At 72.8% G+C, this 17,479-nt stretch carries 14 protein-coding genes and 1 tRNA gene; 6 read left to right on the forward strand and 9 right to left on the reverse strand.

From position 1 onward, the window contains the following. Positions 1 to 8: 8 nt before the first annotated feature. From BLV76_RS11060 to ispF, 4 genes are all read right to left on the reverse strand, one after another. Positions 9 to 1,235 (reverse strand): dihydrolipoamide acetyltransferase family protein, encoded by a 1,227-nt coding sequence (locus tag BLV76_RS11060; RefSeq protein WP_090969173.1) that lies wholly within the window; start codon positions 1,233 to 1,235, stop codon positions 9 to 11. Continuing rightward, entirely contained in the window at positions 1,235 to 2,257 is a 1,023-nt protein-coding gene (locus BLV76_RS11065) for an alpha-ketoacid dehydrogenase subunit beta (protein WP_217630322.1), read from the reverse strand. Before BLV76_RS11065 ends, BLV76_RS11060 begins: the two co-directional genes overlap by 1 nt. Before the next feature lie 30 nt (positions 2,258 to 2,287). Then, complete coding sequence (locus BLV76_RS11070; RefSeq protein ID WP_090969174.1) at positions 2,288 to 3,265, reverse strand: thiamine pyrophosphate-dependent dehydrogenase E1 component subunit alpha; 978 nt, start codon at positions 3,263 to 3,265, stop codon at positions 2,288 to 2,290. Between the two features lie 223 nt (positions 3,266 to 3,488). Beyond that, positions 3,489 to 3,971 carry a 2-C-methyl-D-erythritol 2,4-cyclodiphosphate synthase gene (ispF, locus tag BLV76_RS11075; protein WP_090972613.1) on the reverse strand — a complete coding sequence of 161 codons (483 nt, stop codon included), beginning with the start codon at positions 3,969 to 3,971 and terminating at the stop codon, positions 3,489 to 3,491. Positions 3,972 to 3,997: 26 nt separating this feature from the next. On the opposite strand from ispF, the gene BLV76_RS11080 reads away from it, so the two are divergent. After that, positions 3,998 to 5,512, forward strand: a complete 1,515-nt coding sequence (locus BLV76_RS11080) for a molybdopterin-dependent oxidoreductase (RefSeq protein WP_090969175.1) — start codon at positions 3,998 to 4,000, stop codon at positions 5,510 to 5,512. Between the two features lie 15 nt (positions 5,513 to 5,527). On the opposite strand, the gene BLV76_RS11085 is transcribed toward BLV76_RS11080, so the two are convergent. Further along, positions 5,528 to 6,736, reverse strand: coding sequence for a peptidase C39 family protein (locus BLV76_RS11085; RefSeq protein WP_090969176.1), 1,209 nt, complete (start codon positions 6,734 to 6,736; stop codon positions 5,528 to 5,530). A 105-nt stretch (positions 6,737 to 6,841) separates the two neighbouring features. Between BLV76_RS11085 and cysS the strand changes: the two genes are divergently transcribed. The 4 genes from cysS (at position 6,842) to BLV76_RS11105 (ending at position 12,445) form a co-directional block, all read left to right on the forward strand. After that, positions 6,842 to 8,242: a cysteine--tRNA ligase gene (gene cysS, locus BLV76_RS11090; protein ID WP_090969177.1), complete on the forward strand. Its 1,401-nt coding sequence runs from the start codon at positions 6,842 to 6,844 to the stop codon at positions 8,240 to 8,242. A gap of 2 nt (positions 8,243 to 8,244) precedes the next feature. Then, positions 8,245 to 9,204, forward strand: a complete 960-nt coding sequence (rlmB, locus tag BLV76_RS11095; protein ID WP_090969178.1) for a 23S rRNA (guanosine(2251)-2'-O)-methyltransferase RlmB — start codon at positions 8,245 to 8,247, stop codon at positions 9,202 to 9,204. A gap of 22 nt (positions 9,205 to 9,226) precedes the next feature. Continuing rightward, the gene (locus BLV76_RS11100; RefSeq protein ID WP_090969179.1) at positions 9,227 to 10,732 is read left to right on the forward strand and encodes a metallophosphoesterase; all 1,506 of its coding nucleotides are present in this window, start codon (positions 9,227 to 9,229) and stop codon (positions 10,730 to 10,732) included. A 204-nt stretch (positions 10,733 to 10,936) separates the two neighbouring features. Beyond that, positions 10,937 to 12,445 carry a HEAT repeat domain-containing protein gene (locus tag BLV76_RS11105; RefSeq protein WP_139306549.1) on the forward strand — a complete coding sequence of 503 codons (1,509 nt, stop codon included), beginning with the start codon at positions 10,937 to 10,939 and terminating at the stop codon, positions 12,443 to 12,445. 10 nt (positions 12,446 to 12,455) lie between these two features. Here the strand turns inward: BLV76_RS11105 and BLV76_RS11110 are convergent, their stop codons facing one another. Then, entirely contained in the window at positions 12,456 to 13,664 is a 1,209-nt protein-coding gene (locus tag BLV76_RS11110; protein WP_090969181.1) for a DUF4032 domain-containing protein, read from the reverse strand. Positions 13,665 to 13,673: 9 nt separating this feature from the next. Beyond that, positions 13,674 to 15,503, reverse strand: a complete 1,830-nt coding sequence (locus tag BLV76_RS11115; protein ID WP_090972615.1) for a glycoside hydrolase family 13 protein — start codon at positions 15,501 to 15,503, stop codon at positions 13,674 to 13,676. Positions 15,504 to 15,552: 49 nt separating this feature from the next. Between BLV76_RS11115 and BLV76_RS11120 the strand changes: the two genes are divergently transcribed. After that, positions 15,553 to 15,625: transfer RNA gene (locus BLV76_RS11120), tRNA-Thr, on the forward strand. A 104-nt stretch (positions 15,626 to 15,729) separates the two neighbouring features. Here BLV76_RS11120 and pdxY read toward each other — a convergent pair. Together pdxY and BLV76_RS11130 are read right to left on the reverse strand one after the other, a co-directional pair. After that, on the reverse strand, positions 15,730 to 16,593 hold the full coding sequence (gene pdxY, locus BLV76_RS11125; protein WP_090969182.1) for a pyridoxal kinase PdxY: 864 nt from the start codon (positions 16,591 to 16,593) through the stop codon (positions 15,730 to 15,732). A 22-nt stretch (positions 16,594 to 16,615) separates the two neighbouring features. Further along, positions 16,616 to 17,377: a dioxygenase family protein gene (locus tag BLV76_RS11130; protein ID WP_245734633.1), complete on the reverse strand. Its 762-nt coding sequence runs from the start codon at positions 17,375 to 17,377 to the stop codon at positions 16,616 to 16,618. Positions 17,378 to 17,479 lie beyond the last annotated feature (102 nt).

Below are 17,479 nucleotides of genomic sequence, written 5' to 3' on the forward strand. Positions count from 1 at the left end.
GTCCGGCCTCAGAGGCCGCCGGAGAGCCGCTTCGAGAAGGCCTCGAGCAGCTGGGCCCCGTGGGCGCCGTCGGCCACCCGGTGGTCGACGGTGAGGCCTGCGTTGACGGTCAGTGCCACGCCCAGGCCGCCCGGCACGGCGACCGGACGCTGGGTGATCGTGCCCAAGGACAGGACGCTGGCCTGCGGCGGCGTGAGGAGCGCCTGGAACTGGTCGACGCCCAGTCCGCCGAGGTTGGACAGCGAGCCGTTGGCCACGCCCATGTAGGCCGGGTCGAGCTTGCCCTTCTGGACCCGGGCGACGACCGAGCGCACCTCGGCGTCGACGTCGGCGATCGGCCGCGCGTCGGGCTCGGTGAAGGTCGGCACCATGAGCCCGCGCTCGGTGGCGACGGCCAGCGCGATGGCGGGCGGCCCGGCCTCGGTGGGCGCGTCGTCCTCCCAGCGCGAGAGCAGCTCGGGCACGTCGCGGAGGGCGGCGGCGTAGGCCCGCAGGAGGACGGTGGTCCACGACACCCCGTTGCGCACGGCGTTGGCGGTGTCGAGGTGGACCTGGCGCCAGACGGTGAACTGCGGGATCACCGCGGTCGGGACCATCTTGCGCGCGACCGCCCGGCGGACCGCGATGCGGCGGTCGTCGGTCGGCCTCGGCGCGCTCGCCGCGGGTGTGGCAACGACGGCGGGCGCGGGAGCCGGTGCCGGTGCGGCAGCCGGCGCCGCAACGGGTGCGGGCGCGGCAGCCGGTCGTACGGCCTGCTCGACGTCCTCGACGCGGACCAGCCCGTCGGGGCCGGTCGGCGTGACCGAGGCGAGGTCGACGCCGTTGTCGCGGGCCAGCGCGCGGGCTCGGGGCACGGCGGGCACGATGCCGCTCGACGCGGGCGCCTCGGGCTCGGTCGCGGCGACCGGCTCGGGGGCGGCGTCGGGGACGGGCGCGGCGGCCGGCTCCGGCTCGGGGGTGGGAGCGGCCAGCAGGTCGCCGAAGCCACCGCCGGTGTCCTCGCCCTCGACCCAGCCGATCGGCTCGCCGACCTCGACGGTGCCGGACTCCACGACGATCTCGACGAGGGTGCCGGAGACGGTGCTCTCGACCTCCATGTCGACCTTGTCGGTCATCACCTCGCAGACGACGTCGCCCTCGGCGATCTCGTCACCGACGCGGACCATCCACTCGTTGACCTCGCCCTCGGTCATGGTCATCGACATCTTGGGCATCCGGATCGCGAGCCTGGCCATCAGGACTCCTTCATCATCGTCTTGGCGGCCTCGACGATGTTGTCGACCTGCGGGACCGACGCCTTCTCCAGCTGGGGCGCGTAGGGGATCGGCGCGTCCAGTCCGCTGAGCCGGCGCACGGGCGCGAGCAGGCGGTAGATCGTCGGCGACTCGGCGATGCGCGCGGACAGCTCGGCGGTGAAGCCGACGTGGCCGGGGGCCTCCTGCACGAGCAGGGCCCGGCCGGTGCGCGACACGTCCTCGTGGATCGGGGCGTCGTCGAGCGGAGTCAGCGTGCGCGGGTCGATCACCGAGACCTCGATGCCGTCGGCGGCGAGGATCTCGGCGGCCTCGAGCGAGCGCGACACCATCACACCGGTCGCCACGATCGTGATGTGCTCGCCGCGGCGGCGTACGGCGCTCTGGCCGAGGGGGACGCGCACGGCCTCCTCCGGGACGGGGCCCGACGTGCGGTAGAGCAGCTTGTGCTCGAGCACGATGACCGGGTTGGGGTCGTCGATCGCGGCGAGCAGCAGGCCCTTGGCGTCGGCGGCGGTCGCCGGCATCACGACCTTGAGCCCGGGCACGTGGGCGAACCACGCCTCGAGGCTCTGGGAGTGCTGGGCCGCGGCGCCGGTGCCGGAGCCGAGCGGCGCGCGCAGCACCATCGGCACCGACATCGCGCCGCCGAGCATGTAGTGGATCTTCGCCGCCTGGTTGACGATCTGGTCCATCGCCTGGTTGGTGAAGTCCGAGAACTGGATCTCCACGATCGGGCGCATCCCGGCGAGCGCCGCGCCGACGGCCGCGCCGACGATGCCGAGCTCGGAGATCGGGGTGTCGCGGATCCGGTCGGCGCCGAAGCGGTGGAAGAGGTCGCCGCTGACGCCGAAGGCGCCGCCGTAGACGCCGATGTCCTCACCGAGCATGAAGACGCGCTCGTCGGCCTCCATGGACTGGCCGATCGCCTCGCGGACGGCTTCTGAGTAGGTGATGACGCGGTCCGTGCTCGGCGCCGCGAGGTCGAGGGGTGTGGTGGTCACGAGGGATGTCTCCTGTGTCTGGGTCGCGGGTCAGGCGCGGGCGAAGACCGCGTCGAGGAGGTCGGACGGGTCGGCGTCGGGAGCGGCGTTGGCCTGGCGCACGGCCTCGCGCATGTCCTCCATGGCCTGGGTGCGGATGGCCTGCACCTCCTCGTCGGTCAGCAGGCCGGACTCCTTGACCTGCGCCTCGAAGCGGAGGATCGGGTCCTTGGCACGCCAGTCGGCGATCTCCTCCTTGGTGCGGTAGAGGTTCTTGTCCGACTTGCTGTGGCCCTTCCAGCGGTAGGTCAGGTTCTCGACCAGGGTCGGGCCCTCGCCGGCCCGCGCGCGGGCGACGGCGGTGCTGACGGCGTCGTGCACCGCGTCGAGGTCGTTGCCGTCGACGGTCACGCCGGGGATGCCGTAGGCGGCACCGCGCTCGGAGATGTTCTCGATGGCGAAGGACTTCTCGGTGGAGAAGGACATGCCGTACTTGTTGTTCTCGCAGATGAAGACGACCGGCAGCTTCCAGATCGCGGCCAGGTTGACCGCCTCGTGGAAGGCGCCCTCGTTGGCGGCGCCGTCGCCGAAGAAGCAGGCCACGACCCGGTCCTCGCCGCGCATCTGGAACGCCAGCGCCGCGCCGGCGGCGATCGGGATGCCGCCCGCGACGATGCCGTTGGCGCCGAGGTTGCCGGTGGCGGTGTCGGCGATGTGCATCGAGCCGCCACGGCCGCGGCAGTAGCCGGTCTCCTTGGCGAGCAGCTCGGCCATCATCCGGGTCAGGTCGGCGCCCTTCGCGATGCAGTGGCCGTGGCCGCGGTGGGTGGAGGTGATGGCGTCGTCGGTGCGCAGCGCGAGGCACGCACCGGTGGCCGAGGCCTCCTGGCCGATGGAGAGGTGCATCGTCCCGTGCATGAGGCCGCGGGCGAAGAGGTCGTCGACGGCCTCCTCGAAACGACGGATGGTCCACATGGTCAGCAGGGCGTGGGCGGCGGTGTCGTGGTCGGCGCCGGGGGTGGCGGTCATGCGAGCTCCTATATGCACATATGTGCTTCTGGTCGTCACGTTTGACCCGATAGTAGGTGACGGCCATCACCGCGCACAAGAGCCCGGGCGTGCGCGATGTCGGACGCGCCGGGGTGGCGGCGCACTGCGGGTGCGGTCCGGGTCGCCGCGCGACCTGCCGCCACCCCGGACGGTGGGGCGGGACGGCGGGGCGGGGCGGTGGGCAGGACGGTGGCGGGAGCCGTCAGCCGGTGACGAGCGCCGTGGCGATGGCGGCGACGCCCTCACCGCGACCGGTGAGGCCGAGGCCGTCGGTCGTGGTCGCGGAGATGCTGACCGGGGCACCGACCGCGGCGGAGAGGGCCGCGGCAGCCTCGGCGCGACGCGGGCCGAGGCGCGGCGCGGTGCCGATGACCTGGACGGCCACGTTGCCGATCTCGAAGCCGGCGGCACGCACGCGGCGGGCGGTCTCGCTCAGGAGCGTGGCGCCGGACGCACCGGCCCACTCGGGCTCGGAGGTGCCGAAGTTCGACCCGAGGTCGCCGAGCCCGGCGGCGGAGAACAGCGCGTCGCACGCGGCGTGGGCCGCGACGTCGGCGTCGGAGTGCCCCTCGAGCCCGGCGGGCTCGTCCGGCCACGACAGCCCGGCGAGGTGCATGGGCACGCCGGGGACCAGTCGGTGCACGTCGGTGCCGATGCCGATCCGGGGTAGGGCCACGCCCGGCATCATGCCCGACGCGCAAGAATGGTGGGATGACGACCCGTACGCCCTGGCGGCTGGCCGGCGTGCTGGCCGGACTGGCCGGACTGGCGACCAGCTATGCGACCGCGATGGTCTTCACGATCCGCGAGGCGCCCGTCGTCGCCGTGGCCGAGCTCGTCATCCGCCTGACGCCGGGCGCGGTCGCCGAGCGGGCCATCCAGGTGCTCGGTCACCTCGACAAGCCGGTCCTCGTCGGCGGAGTCGTGGTGCTCGTGCTCGCCTGCTTCGCCTGGGCGGGGTCGCTCGCGCGCCGGTCCTGGTGGTCCCCGCTGCCGGTGTGGGTCGCGCTCGCTGCCGTCGGACTGGTCGCGGTGCTGAGCCAGCGGGGTGCCGGGGTGGTCGACGTGCTCCCGGTGGGGGTCGGGCTGGTGACGTGGATCGCGGTGCACGCGGCCCTCGTCGACGCGCTGCGCCGCGGCGCCCGCCGTCCCGACCTCGAGTCGCGCGAGCGGCGCGTCTTCGTGATGGTCGCCGGCGTGATCGCGGTCGCCTCGCTCGGCATCGCGGTCGCGGGCCGGGTCGTCGGCGCCGGGCGCCGGCAGGTCGAGGCGAGCCGCCAGCTGCTCCGCATCCCGGGGGTGACCCGCAAGCCCGCCCCGCCGAAGACGTCCCTCGGCCTGCCGGGCATCAGTCCCTGGCAGACGTCCAACGAGGACTTCTACCGGATCGACACCTCGATCTCGGTGCCTGCGATCGAGCCCGACGAGTGGTCGATCCGCATCCACGGGATGGTCGACCGTGAGCTCACGCTGACCTACTCCCAGCTCGTCGCCCGGCAGCTGACGGAGTCGTGGATCACCCTCAACTGCGTGAGCAACGAGGTCGGCGGCGACCTCATCGGCAACGCGCGGTGGAGCGGCGTGCGCCTCGCCGACCTCCTCGAGGGGCTCGGGGTCAGCGACCGGGCCGACTGCGTGCTCCAGACCTCGCACGACGGGTGGACCTGCGCGACGCCGCTGGCGGCGCTGACCGACGACCGCGACGCGATGCTGGCCGTGGCGATGAACGGCCGACCGCTGCCCATCGAGCACGGCTTCCCGGTGCGGACGGTCGTGCCGGGCCTGTACGGCTACGTGTCGGCCACGAAGTGGGTGGTGGACATGGAGGTCAGCACCTTCGCCGACTCGGTCGGCTACTGGACCACGCGCGGCTGGTCGGCGCAGGGCCCGGTGAAGATCGCCTCGCGCATCGACGTGCCGAGCTCGGGCGACGAGGTCGCGGTCGGGTCGGTGTCGGTCGGCGGGATGGCCTGGCACCAGCACACCGGGATCTCGAAGGTCGAGGTGCAGGTCGACGGCGGTGCGTGGGAGCCCGCCGAGCTCGGCCGGGTCCCGTCCGACGACACGTGGGTCCAGTGGGCGCTCACCGTCGACCTCGACGAGGGCGACCACGAGGTCCGGGTGCGCGCGACCGGCAAGGACGGCGAGACGCAGACGAGCGCCGTCGCGCGGCCCGACCCCGACGGCTCGACCGGGTGGCACACGATCCAGGTCAGCGCGCGCTGACGGATCCGCTGCGCGTCAGCCGTTGCGGATGACGTACGCCGTCCCGCCGGAGGCCGCGATCCAGATCCGCTCGAACTCCGCGCGGTCGTAGACCCGGCGCACGTCGGCGTTGGTGGCACCGGCCGGGTCGTTGACCACGACGTCGCCGTCGGCCTCGAAGCCGACGATCACGAGCAGGTGGCCGTTGCTGGCCGCGATCGGGGCGCCCGTGAGCTGGCCGCGGCCGAAGGCGATGGAGGCGACCAGCGGCACCCCGGCGGCGATGTAGTCCTCGGCCTCCCGCAGGCCGCTCATCCGGGTGACGTAGGAGTCGCCGGCGACGAGCGTGGCGGCGTAGGCGGTGTTGAAGGCCCAGTTGCCGGTGCCGCGGTAGCCGTGGTCGTAGACCATCTTCGCGGTGTGGTCGACGACGGCGTCGACGTGGCCCGGCGCGATGCCGGTGGGGGCGGGGGAGATGCCGTAGTAGCCGAGGACCATCGCGGTCGACGTGGCCGAGCACCAGGCCTCGCCGCCTCCGCCCCACTGCGGGTAGTGGCCGGTGTGCACCATCTGCGACAGCGCCGGGACGTCGAGGACCGTGCCCACCACCGATGGGCCGGGCGTCGAGGTCGGTCGCGGGGTCTTCTCACCGGCCGAGGCGACCGCGCCCACGCGCTCGAGCGCAACGGCGTTGGCGGAGCCCTTCGGACGCATCAGCGTGACCCGCACCTGCCAGGCGGTGATCGTGCTCGCGGCGGTCCACGTGTCGACGTTGACCGAGCCGAGGTCGTCGGGCTGGCCGGAGTACGTCGTCCGCTTCACGGGGCGGTTGGTCCGCGACCAGTCGGCCATGGTGTCCCAGCTGCCGGTGCGGCCGTCGGGTCCCTTCGCGCGGACCTCGACGCGGACCATGCTGCGGCCCGGCGTCGAGGCCTCCCACGTCGGGATGAGCGAGGTCGCGCCGAAGCCGGGGCTGGCCCACGGCGAGGTCCAGGTGCCGGCCTCGTAGGCCCTGCCGGCGACGGTGCGCGGCCTGGCGTCACGCAGCGTGACGACCCCGCGGCCGAGCTTGAGCCCGCTGCGACTGCCCGCCTTGAAGTCGGCGTACGTGCTCCACGACGTCAGCTGCACCTGCGCCGCCGCGCGTCGCGGCACGACGTCGTGGTCGGCCGCGGTGGCCGGTGCGACGAGGCCGCCCAGCAGGAGGGGGAGGGCCAGGGCGAGGGCGGCAGGGCGTCGGAGCACCGGTCGACGATAACCCGCAGGATCCCATGCGTCACAGGAGTCACAGGATCCGTGCGCACGCTCGCCGAGTCGGGGGATCGCCCCCGCGCACCTACACTTGCGCAGGTGACTCTGAGGCTCCACGACACCGCCACGCGCGAGACGCGCGACTTCGTCCCCCTCGTCGAGGGCCGGGCGGGCATCTACGTGTGCGGCCTCACCGTGCAGTCCGAGCCGCACGTCGGCCACGTGCGCTCCGCGGTCAACTTCGACGTGCTCCGGCGCTGGCTCTCGGCGACCGGCCACGAGGTCGACTTCATCCGCAACGTCACCGACATCGACGACAAGATCCTCACCAAGTCTGCCGAGCAGGGCGTCCACTGGTACGCCCTCGCCGCCGCGATGAAGCGCGAGCTCGACAAGGCCCTCGCGGCCATCAACGTGCTGCCGCCGACCTACGAGCCCGGCGCCACCGGCCACGTGCCGGAGATCGTCGAGCTGACCGAGCAGCTCATCGCGAAGGGCCACGCCTACGCCGCCGAGGACGGCAGCGGCGACGTCTACTTCGACGTGCGCAGCTGGTCGGACTACGGCGAGCTGACCCGGCAGAAGGTCGACGACATGGAGCCCGCCGGCGACGCCGACCCGCGCGGCAAGCGCGACCCGCGCGACTTCGCCCTGTGGAAGGGACAGAAGTTGGCGTCGGAGCCGGAGACTGCATCGTGGCCGTCGCCGTGGGGTCGGGGAAGGCCCGGCTGGCACATCGAGTGCTCGGCGATGGCCGGCAAGTACCTCGGCCCCGCCTTCGACATCCACGGCGGCGGCGTCGACCTCCGCTTCCCGCACCACGAGAACGAGCAGGCCCAGTCGCGCGCGGCAGGCCGGCCGTTCGCGTCGTACTGGCTGCACAACGCCTGGATCACCACGGCCGGCGAGAAGATGAGCAAGTCGCTCGGCAACTCCCTCCTCATCCCCGAGGTGCTGAAGCGGGTCCGCGGGCAGGAGCTGCGCTACTACATGGTGGCGGCGCACTACCGCTCGCACGTCGAGTTCAGCTTCGAGGCGCTCGACGAGGCCGCCAAGGCCTTCCGGCGGATCGAGGACTTCCTCGACCGTGCCGCGCCCGTCGTGGGTGAGTGGTACGCCGCCCTGCCGGACGCGTTCGTCGCCGCGATGGACGACGACCTGGGCACCCCGGCCGCGGTGGCCGTCATCCACGACTCCGTGCGCGAGGGCAACAAGCTGCTCACCGACGGTGCGTCCGACGCGCTCGCTGCGAAGTTCGGCGAGGTGCTGGCGATGCTCGACGTGCTCGGCCTCAACCCCGCCGACGAGGCGTGGGCGACCGGCGGCTCCGACGACAAGCTGACCGAGGTCGTGGACGCCCTGGTGCAGGGCCTCCTGGCCGACCGGGCGGCGGCGCGCGAGGCCAAGGACTGGGCCCGCGCCGACGCCATCCGTGACCAGATCAAGGCGGCCGGCGTCGAGGTGGAAGACACCCCGACCGGCCCGAAGTGGAGCGTGTAGAAGTGGCCGGTAATTCGCAACGCAAGGGCTCGATCAAGAAGTCCGGCAAGGGCAACCCGACCGCCGGCTCCGGCGGGCGCGTCCGTCGTGGCCTCGAGGGCAGGGGACCGACGCCCAAGGCGAAGGACCGGCCCTACCACAAGGCGCACAAGATGGCCGCCCGCGCGGAGAAGGAGAAGTCCACCCGCACCAGGCGGCGGACCTCCTCCGACGCCGAGTGGGCCGCCGGTCGCAACTCGGTCCTCGAGCTGCTCCAGGGCGGCGTGCCCGTCTCCGCGGTCTACGTCGCCGAGGGCACCGAGCGCGACGGGCGCATGCGTGAGGTGTTCAAGCTCGCCGCCGAGCAGGGCCTGACCATGCTCGAGGTCACCCGCAACGAGATGGACCGGATGACCAGCGGAGCGGTCCACCAGGGCCTCGCCGCGCGGCTCCCGGCCTACGAGTACGCCCACGCCGACGACCTGCTCGAGCGCGCCGACGACCACAAGGAGCCCGCGCTGATCGTGGCGCTCGACTCCGTGACCGACCCGCGCAACCTCGGCGCCGTGATCCGCTCGGCAGCCGGCTTCGGCGCGCACGGCGTGCTCATCCCCGAGCGCCGTGCCGCCGGCATGACGGCCTCCGCCTGGAAGACCAGCGCCGGAGCGGCCGCCCGCCTCCCCGTCGCGCAGACGGTCAACCTCACGCGGCAGCTCAAGGCCTACCAGGACGCGGGCTGCATGGTGGTCGGCCTCGCCGCCGACGGCGACCTGTCGCTGCCCGAGCTGGTCGCCCCCGGTGGCCTCGCCGAGGGACCGCTCGTCGTGGTCGTCGGCTCGGAGGGCAAGGGCCTGGGCCGCCTCGTCGCCGAGACCTGCGACCAGATCGTGTCGATCCCGATGGCCGGCCAGCTGGAGTCGCTCAACGCCGGCGTGGCCGCCTCGGTCGCCCTCTACTCGATCTCGCAGGCCCGTCTGCAGTGACCACGCCTCCTGAGGCCGGCTGATGGGCCGTCGACGCCGCCTCGTGGCGGGCATCGCAGTCGTCTGCCTGAGCGTGCTGCTCGGGATCTCCGTCGCGGTCTCGCTGTTCCTCAGCAGCAGCCGGACGATCGTGCTGGTCGGCCACGACACCGTCGTACGGCCCACGTTCGAGCGCGATGCTGTGGTGGAGACGGGCCCGCTGCTGCCGGACTTCCGGTTCCGCGACGTCGGCCCCGTCGGCGTGCGCCTCACGCTCGGCAAGACCGAGGTCGGCTCGATCGAGGAGCTCGTCGAGCGCTACGCCTACATCGCCGGCGACCCGACCGCGCCGGTCGGCAAGGTCCAGGACGTCGTGGTCGACCTGGCCGTCTCGGCCGCCCTGCGCGGGCTGGGGGTCGGGCTCGTGCCGATCGCGTTCTACCTGCTGCTCGGCCGGCACCGGCGCGGCCAGCTCTTCCGCGGGCTCCGCACGCGCAACGGGATCCTCGCCCTGGCCCTGCTGCTCGCGCTCCCGGTCCTCGTCTGGCAGCCGTGGGAGGCCGACGAGGAGACGCAGGAGGACCAGGGGACGTGGCAGACGCTCGCCGAGCTCGCCGGCCCCGACGTCACGCTGCCGGCCGAGACGCGCGGCATCGAGGTGCGCACCGGACCAGTCACGACCGAGAGCAAGAAGCTCGTGCTGAGCGCGGTCGACACCTACGAGAAGAGCAAGGAGTTCTACTCCACCGCCGCCGAGGGCGCCGCCGACCTCGACGTCCGCCGACCCGAGGACGGCGAGACGGTCGCGCTGCTGGTGACCGACCGCCACGACAACATCGGCATGGACCGGGTGGCACGGGCGATCGGCGAGGCGGCCGGCGCGACCGTCGTGCTCGACGGCGGCGACGACACCTCGACCGGCCAGCCGTGGGAGGCGTTCAGCCTCGACTCGCTCGCCGCCACCTTCGACGACTGGGACCGCTTCGGGATCGCAGGCAACCACGACCACGGCACCTTCGTGTCGTCCTACCTCGCCGACAAGGGCTGGACGATGCTCGACGGCGAGGTGGTCGACGCGCCGTGGGGCGGCACGCTCCTGGGCGTGGACGACCCACGCAGCAGCGGCCTGGGCAACTGGCGCGACGAGTCCGGCCTGAGCTTCACCGAGGTCGGCCTCCGCATCGCCGACGCCGCCTGCGCGGCCCAGGACGACGGCGAGCGGGTCAGCACGATCCTCGTCCACGACGCCAACCTCGGCCGCGAGGCGCTCTCCCGCGGCTGTGTCGACCTCGTGCTCGGTGGCCACACGCACGTGCAGGCAGGCCCCGACGCCGTCGAGGGCGAGGACGGCGAGGTCGGCTACACCTGGACCAACGGCACCACCGGCGGGGCGGCGTACGCCATCGCGCTCGGCAGCAAGCCGCGCCGCGACGCCGACGTCAGCCTGGTGACCTACGCCGACGGCCGGCCGGTGGGCCTGCAGTGGGTCCGGCTGCGCACCGACGGTTCGTGGCTCGTCGGGGACTACGCCGCGATCGAGCCGGGCTGAACCGACCCGGGCCGACCCGGGTCCGGCGGAGCGTGGTGGCCGTGCCGGGCTGGGCCCCCACAGTCCCAGCCCGGCACCTGCGATCCTCCGTTCCGTCAAGGCGAGCGCAAGCCCGGATTCAGTTTTCACCTCCGCTGAAACCCGTTCGCTTCAAGATCCGGGTGACGGGCAGCGCGCTGTCAGGCATTCCCTGATACTCGCCACGTGCCGGAGCAGCCGCGGATGACGGTGGTGGACGACGCCACCCCGCTGGGCGGCTCGTCGATCGACGTCGCCGCACGCATCGCCTGGACGATGCGGATGGCGCGGGTGACCTCCGGCGCCCCGGACAGCCGAATGCGCTCCCTCGCCTCGGCGCTGGGGACGAGCACGGCCCGGATCTCGCGCGCCGAGACCGGTCAGCTGCGCGACGGCTCGCTGGTCGACGGCTACGAGCAGGTGCTCGGGATGCCGGAGGGGTCGCTGCGCGCGCCGATCGACGTGCTCGCCCGCACCTTCCCGGCGTCCAGCCCGCCCGACGCCCGGCCGGGCGAGGCGATCAGGTCGGTGGCCGAGCTCTCCGAGCTCACCGAGCGCCTCGACTCCGGGGCCGCGGCGACCGGTGGCGACTGGCTGCGCTGGGCGCGCTCGATCGCCGCACCGGGCAACATCGGGATGCCCGTCCCGCTGGCGCAGCGCGTCGTCCGGCGGCTGGTGCGTGAGCTGGCCCGCTCGTGCGGCCACGGCTACCCCAGCCGCTACGAGGCGCTGGCCAAGCTCCGGTGCAGCGACTACGGCTTCCTCGTGCTCCGCGCGGCCCGGCACGAGGTCGCGCACCCGCACGCCCAGGGACTCGCCGACCTGCTGAGTGCGGTGGGCGAGGCGGTGACCCTGGACGGGGTCGCCTGGTGCCTGGAGCTGCTGCGCTCGGACCGGGCCCAGCTCGCGATCTGCGGCGCGCTCGCCCTGGAGAACATGGGGGAGATCAGCCCGGCGGGCACCTTCTGGCCGACGGTGCTGCCCGACCTGGTCAGGGCGTTCGACGCCTCCGAGCCGGGCTCGTCGCAGGAGGAGTGGGCGGCGCACCTCATCCGGCTCGTCCCGTCGTCGACCGCTCGCTCCGCGGCCACGAAGCCGGGTCGCCGGCTGCCGCCGGCGCCCGAGGTCGAGGGCTTCGACCGGCACCGCGCCAACCGGCAGTGGCAGCAGTGCGCCGCGATCGCCACCGACGTCGGTCACGAGGTCGGTGTCGGCGACCAGCCGATGCTCGCGCGGCTGCTCTTCGACATCGGCTACGGGCACTGGGAGACGCGGGCGGTGACCGGCTACTTCCTGCTCGCCGGGCTGCCGGCCCTCGCCGACCCGGTCTGGGAGCGGTTCCGGGTGCTCGTGGACGGCGAGCCCGACCGGCGGATCCGCCACCGGATGGCGCGCCGCCTGCACGGGGCGCTCGCCGGCCGGGCGAACGACGGCGTCGTCGCGTGGCTCGACTCGCCCGACCCCGTCCTGCGCTCGGCCGCGCTGCAGGTGCTGGGGGCGTCGGGGCACGTGCTCGCGCTCGACGTCGTACGCGCCGCGCTGACCGATCCCGGCACCGCCCGGGCCGCCACCTACGCCATCGGCATGAGCGGGCACCCGGTGCTGCCGCAGGTCGTGCGCGACCCGACGCTCGACGCGCAGGTCCGCGGGTCCGCGGCGTGGTGGCTGGAGGGTGGGTCGCGCATCGACGTCTGAGCCGCTGCGGTCACTCCTGGCCGGTGATCGCCTCGTCGGGACGAGCGGTGAGGTAGCGGTCGATGTAGTCGCGGGCGGTCTCGTGGATGTTGACCTCGTGGCCCGCCCGCTCCGAGAGGTACCACCGGTGCTCGAGGATCTCGTGGAACACCTCGGCGGGCTCGAGCTTGCCGGTCGCGTCGGGCGGGATCATCGCCATGATCGGCTCGAAGATCTCGTGCATCCACCGGCTGGCGACGACGTGCCGGTCCTCGCGACCGAGGTCGAAGTGGGCGGTGAAGGCGGCGAGGTCGTTGAGCAGCCGCCGGGCCTGGTTCTCCTCGACCGACATGCCGGTGAGCGCCTGCACCTCGCGGGCGTGGTGGCCGAGGTCGACGACCTTCGGCTGGATCCGGATGGTGTCGCCGCCGAGGTCGGTGACGATGTCGAGCTCGTCGACGTCGAACCCGAGGTCGTTGAGCCGCTCGACCCGGCGCTCGATGCGCCACATCTCGTCGGCGCCGAACTCCTCGAGGTCGGTCAGCTCGCGCCACAGCGCCTCGTAGCGCTCACGGAGGTGCTCGATGATCGCGAAGCCGTCGATCGGGTGCTGCACCGCGCCGCTGGCGCTGAGGTCCATCAGCTCGGCGAAGATGTTCTCGCAGCCGACGGTGATGTCGTAGTCGCGCATCCGGTCGCTCACGTCCTCGTGCAGCTCGCCGGTCTCGGCGTCCACGAGGTAGGCCGCGAGCTCGCCGGCGTTGCGGCGGAAGAGCACGTTGGAGAGCGAGACGTCGCCCCAGTAGAAGCCGGCCAGGTGCAGGCGCACGAGCAGGACGGCCATCGCGTCGATGAGCACGGGCACGTGCTCGGCGGTCATGCCGCGGCTGAAGAGGCTGCGGTAGGGCAGCGAGAACTGGAGGTGGCGGGTGATCAGGACCGCCGGCAGCCCGCTGCCGTCGGGGGCCTCGCGCCCGGTGACGACCCCCTGCGGCACGACCGAGGGCATGCCCATCCGCTGGAGGTCGCGCAGCATCCGGTACTCCCGGAACGCGATGTCGTCCTGGGTCTCCTTGACCGCGTAGACGTAGCTGCCGAGCCGCACGATGCGCACGACGTGGCGCGAGAGCCCACGGGGGAGGGGCACGACGATGTCGTCCGGCCACTCCTCGAGCGGGGTGTCCCACGGCAGGCCGACGATCGCCGGGTCCGGCCGGCTCGCGACGATCCGCAGGGGCATCCCCGCAACCTACTCCGGACCCACGCTCCACACGTCGACCCGCGGCCCGTCGCTCGACGGCACCTCGAGCCCGTCCGGGCCGGCGAGCAGGTCGCCGCCGCCGGGCTCGGAGCCGAAGAGGTGCGTGGCCCCGGCCAGCGGCAGGGTGAAGGAGGCGCCGCCCGCCCGGCGCGCGACCACGAGCACTGAACCCTGGGGGTGCTCGCGCAGGTGGGCGATGGTGTCGTCGTCGACGTGCGCCCACCGCAGGCCCCCGCGCCGGAGAGCGGGGTGGCTGCGCCGCAAGCGGGCGAGGTCGGCGTACGTCGCCATGGTGGCGGTGTCCCACTCGTCCGAGCGGTGCCACGGCATGGTCCGGCGGGCGTCCTCGCCGTTGACGCCCTCGAGGCCGATCTCGTCCCCGGCGAAGACCATCGGCACGCCGGGCAGCGTGAACTGGAGGCCGACGGCCACCCGGTGGACCGCGGTGTCGCCGCCGACGACCGTGCGGATCCGGGCGGAGTCGTGGGAGCCGAGGATGTTCCAGCTGTTGGCGGTGGCGCGCCAGCCGAGGGTGCCCTGCCAGGCGCGGAAGGTCTCGACGACGGCCGCTCCGCCGCGCCGGGGCACCGGGACCGGACGACCGAAGGGACGGGCGGGCGAGGCGGGGTCGCGCACCCATGACCAGACCGGCCAGGAGAAGCCGGAGTAGTTCATCGTGCCGTGCCAGCCGTCACCGTCGACGTCGCCGGTGGCGTCGTGGTTGTGCTCGCCGATGACCCACGGGTCCTCCCGCAGGTCGGCGGCGGTCGCGCGCGCGGCGCGGGCCACGTCGTGGGCGACGTCGATCGGGCCGAGGCGTCCGGTCATGTTGGCGACGTCGATGCGCCAGCCGTCGACGTCGAAGGGCTTGCGCAGCCAGCGCCCGACCACCGAGTCCGGGCCCTCGACCATCGCGGCGCGCAGGTCGGGGTCGGTGTGGTTGATCTTCGGCAGCGTGCCGTGGCCCATCCAGCAGGCGTAGGTGCCGTCGTCGTTGAAGTAGTAGTAGGTCCGGTGCGGCCCGGCCGGGTCGTCGCTGGCCGAGAGGAACCACTCGTGGGTGTCGCCGGTGTGGTTGGTGGTGAGGTCGCCGAGGATCCGCCAGCCACGCTGGTGGACCGCGGTGCTGAGCCGGTCGTAGGCCTCGTCGCCGCCGAGGAGCGGGTCGACCTCGGTGAACGTGGTGGCGTTGTAGCGGTGGTTGCTCTCGCCCGGGAAGACAGGCGTCGTGTAGAGGATGTCCGCACCGACCCGCTCGATGTGGTCGAGGTGCTCGGTGATCCCGTCGAGGTCGCCGCCGAAGAGCTGCATCGGCGTGCGCGGGTCGGTGCCCTCGAAGGCCACCTCGTCGTCCCACTCCGCCGCCAGCGCCCAGTCGGGCAGCGCGCGGTCGTCGGCCGCGGCCGACCGGGCGAACCGGTCCGGGAAGACCTGGTAGACCACGCCGTCGCGCCCCCAGTCCGGCGCGGCCGGGTAGGCCGCCAGCCGGAAGTCGGCACCGTCCGGGACGTCGTGCGCCACCGGGCCGGCGCCGGTCAGCCACTCCTGCTGATCGCCCCGCACGACCAGGAACCGGTAGTGCGTCACCGGGTTGTGGACCGGCAGCTCGGCGGCCCACCAGACCACGTCGCCCTCGGTGGACGTCGTCGTCGCGTGGAAGACCGGCTCGGCGTCGTACGTCGTGCGCAGCCAGATCGCGTCGACCGGGTCGCTCGCGCTGGTGCGGACGCGCACGACCACGGTCTCGCCCAGCGCCGGCGCCTCGTCGGAGACGTAGAGCGGGGAGCCGTCGTGGTGAGGGAGGTGGAGGAGGCTCACGAGCCCCATCCTTCCTCACCTAGGATGGCCGCCGCGCCGCGAGGCGTACGCCGGTGTAGCTCAGTTGGTAGAGCGCATTACTTGTAATAATGATGTCGCGGGTTCGATTCCTGTCACCGGCTCCGCCCGTGCTGCTGCTTCACCATGGGATGTCGACGAAAACGCACTTCCCCCACGCAACTTCACGAGGGAAGTGCTGCACGTCCCGACATCCCATGGTGAAGCGTCAGCGGACCTGCTCGACCACGAACTCGTTGGCCGGCGAGGCGATCGCGTCCTGGGCCTCGACCAGACGGAGCTCACGCTCGCCGGAGTCGTGGGTCGCCCTGAGGACGGCGAAGACCGAGGAGGCGGTGCGCGCGAGCGCGTCGGCGGCCGAGCCGGTCGTCCTCAGGTGGGCGGTGAAGAGGGCCGCGGTGATGTCGCCCGAGCCGTTGGCCTTCATCGGCAGGCGCGGGGTGGTCACCAGCCACGCCTCGTCGCCGGTGACCGCGAGCATCTCGATCGAGTCCTCGGGCGCGCCGATCCGCAGGACCGAGGTGACCAGCACCGTCGACGGACCGAGCGCGCGCACCTCGTCGACCGCCTCGAGGGTCGCCTCCAGCGGCGAGGGTCCGCTGAGGCTGTCGCGGTCGGTGATGAAGCCGAGCTCGAACTGGTTGGGCGTCAGCAGGTCGGCGACCGGGATGATCGTCGAGCGGTACTTCGGCGGGATCGCCGGGTTCACGAAGCAGCCCGAGGTCGCGTTGCCCATGACCGGGTCGCAGGTGTACGTCGCCGCCGGATTGGCCGCCTTGACCTGCGCCACCGCGTCGGCGATGACGTCGGCGATCTCCGGGGATCCCTGGTAGCCGGACAGGATCGCGTCGCAGGACGCGAAGGCGCCGCGCTCGCCGATGCCGGTGATCACCGCGGCGACGTCCTCGGCCGCGATCAGCGGCCCGCGCCACTCGCCGTAGCCGGTGTGGTTGGAGAAGTTGACCGTCAGCACCGGCCACACCTCGTGGCCGAGGCGCTGGAGCGGGAAGACGGCGGCAGAGTTGCCGACGTGCCCGTAGGCGACGTGGGACTGGATCGAGAGGACGCGCATCCCCCGAGGTTAGTCGGGCGGGTCAGGCGACCTGCAGCGACCGCTTGGAGAGCCCCATCCAGTAGCCGTCGATCACCTGGGTGCCGGGTGCGTCGGCGGCCGTCGCGGCGCCCAGCGTCACGAAGAGCGGCGTGTAGTGCTCGACGGTCGGGTGGGCGTACGGCATCCCCGGCGCCTTCGACCTGTAGTCGGACAGCAGGTCGACATCGCCCCGCGTGAGCGCGTCGGCGGCCCACAGGTCGAAGTCGACCGACCAGCCGGGTGCCTCGGCCTCGATGCGGAACTCCTTGAGGAACGGCAGGCCGTGGGTGAGGAAGCCCGAGCCGATGATCAGCACGCCCTCCTCGCGCAACGGGCGGAGCCGCTCGCCGAGCTTCATCAGCCGGTGCGGGTCGTCGGTCGGCAGCGACATCTGGAGCACCGGGATGTCGGCCTCCGGATACATGATCTTCAGCGGCACCCACGCCCCGTGGTCGAGCCCGCGGGAGACGTGCTGGTGGACCGGTTCGCCGTCCGGCATCATCGCCGCGACCCGCTGCGCGAGCGCCGTGGCGTCGGGGGTCTCGTAGGTCATCTGGTAGTACCGCGGCGCGAACCCGCCGAAGTCGTAGACCAGCGGCGCGCCGCTCGCGGTCAGGCTCACCGGCGCGGACTCCCAGTGCGCGCTGACGATGAGGATGGCCTTCGGTCGCGGCAGGTCGCCCGCCCACGCCCTCAGCTGGCCCGACCAGATCGGGTCGTCGAGCAGCGGCGGCGCACCGTGGCCGATGTACAGGGCGGGCATGGCAGTGGTCATGACATCCTCAATAGTCCGGGATTCAACTATATTCCCGGCGTAGTCCACCGGCAAGTGGTCGTCATGGGGCCGTCCCGGGAACCAGAACCC

This window comes from Nocardioides exalbidus (assembly GCF_900105585.1).
In the GTDB taxonomy this organism is placed as follows: Bacteria; Actinomycetota; Actinomycetes; order Propionibacteriales; family Nocardioidaceae; genus Nocardioides; species Nocardioides exalbidus.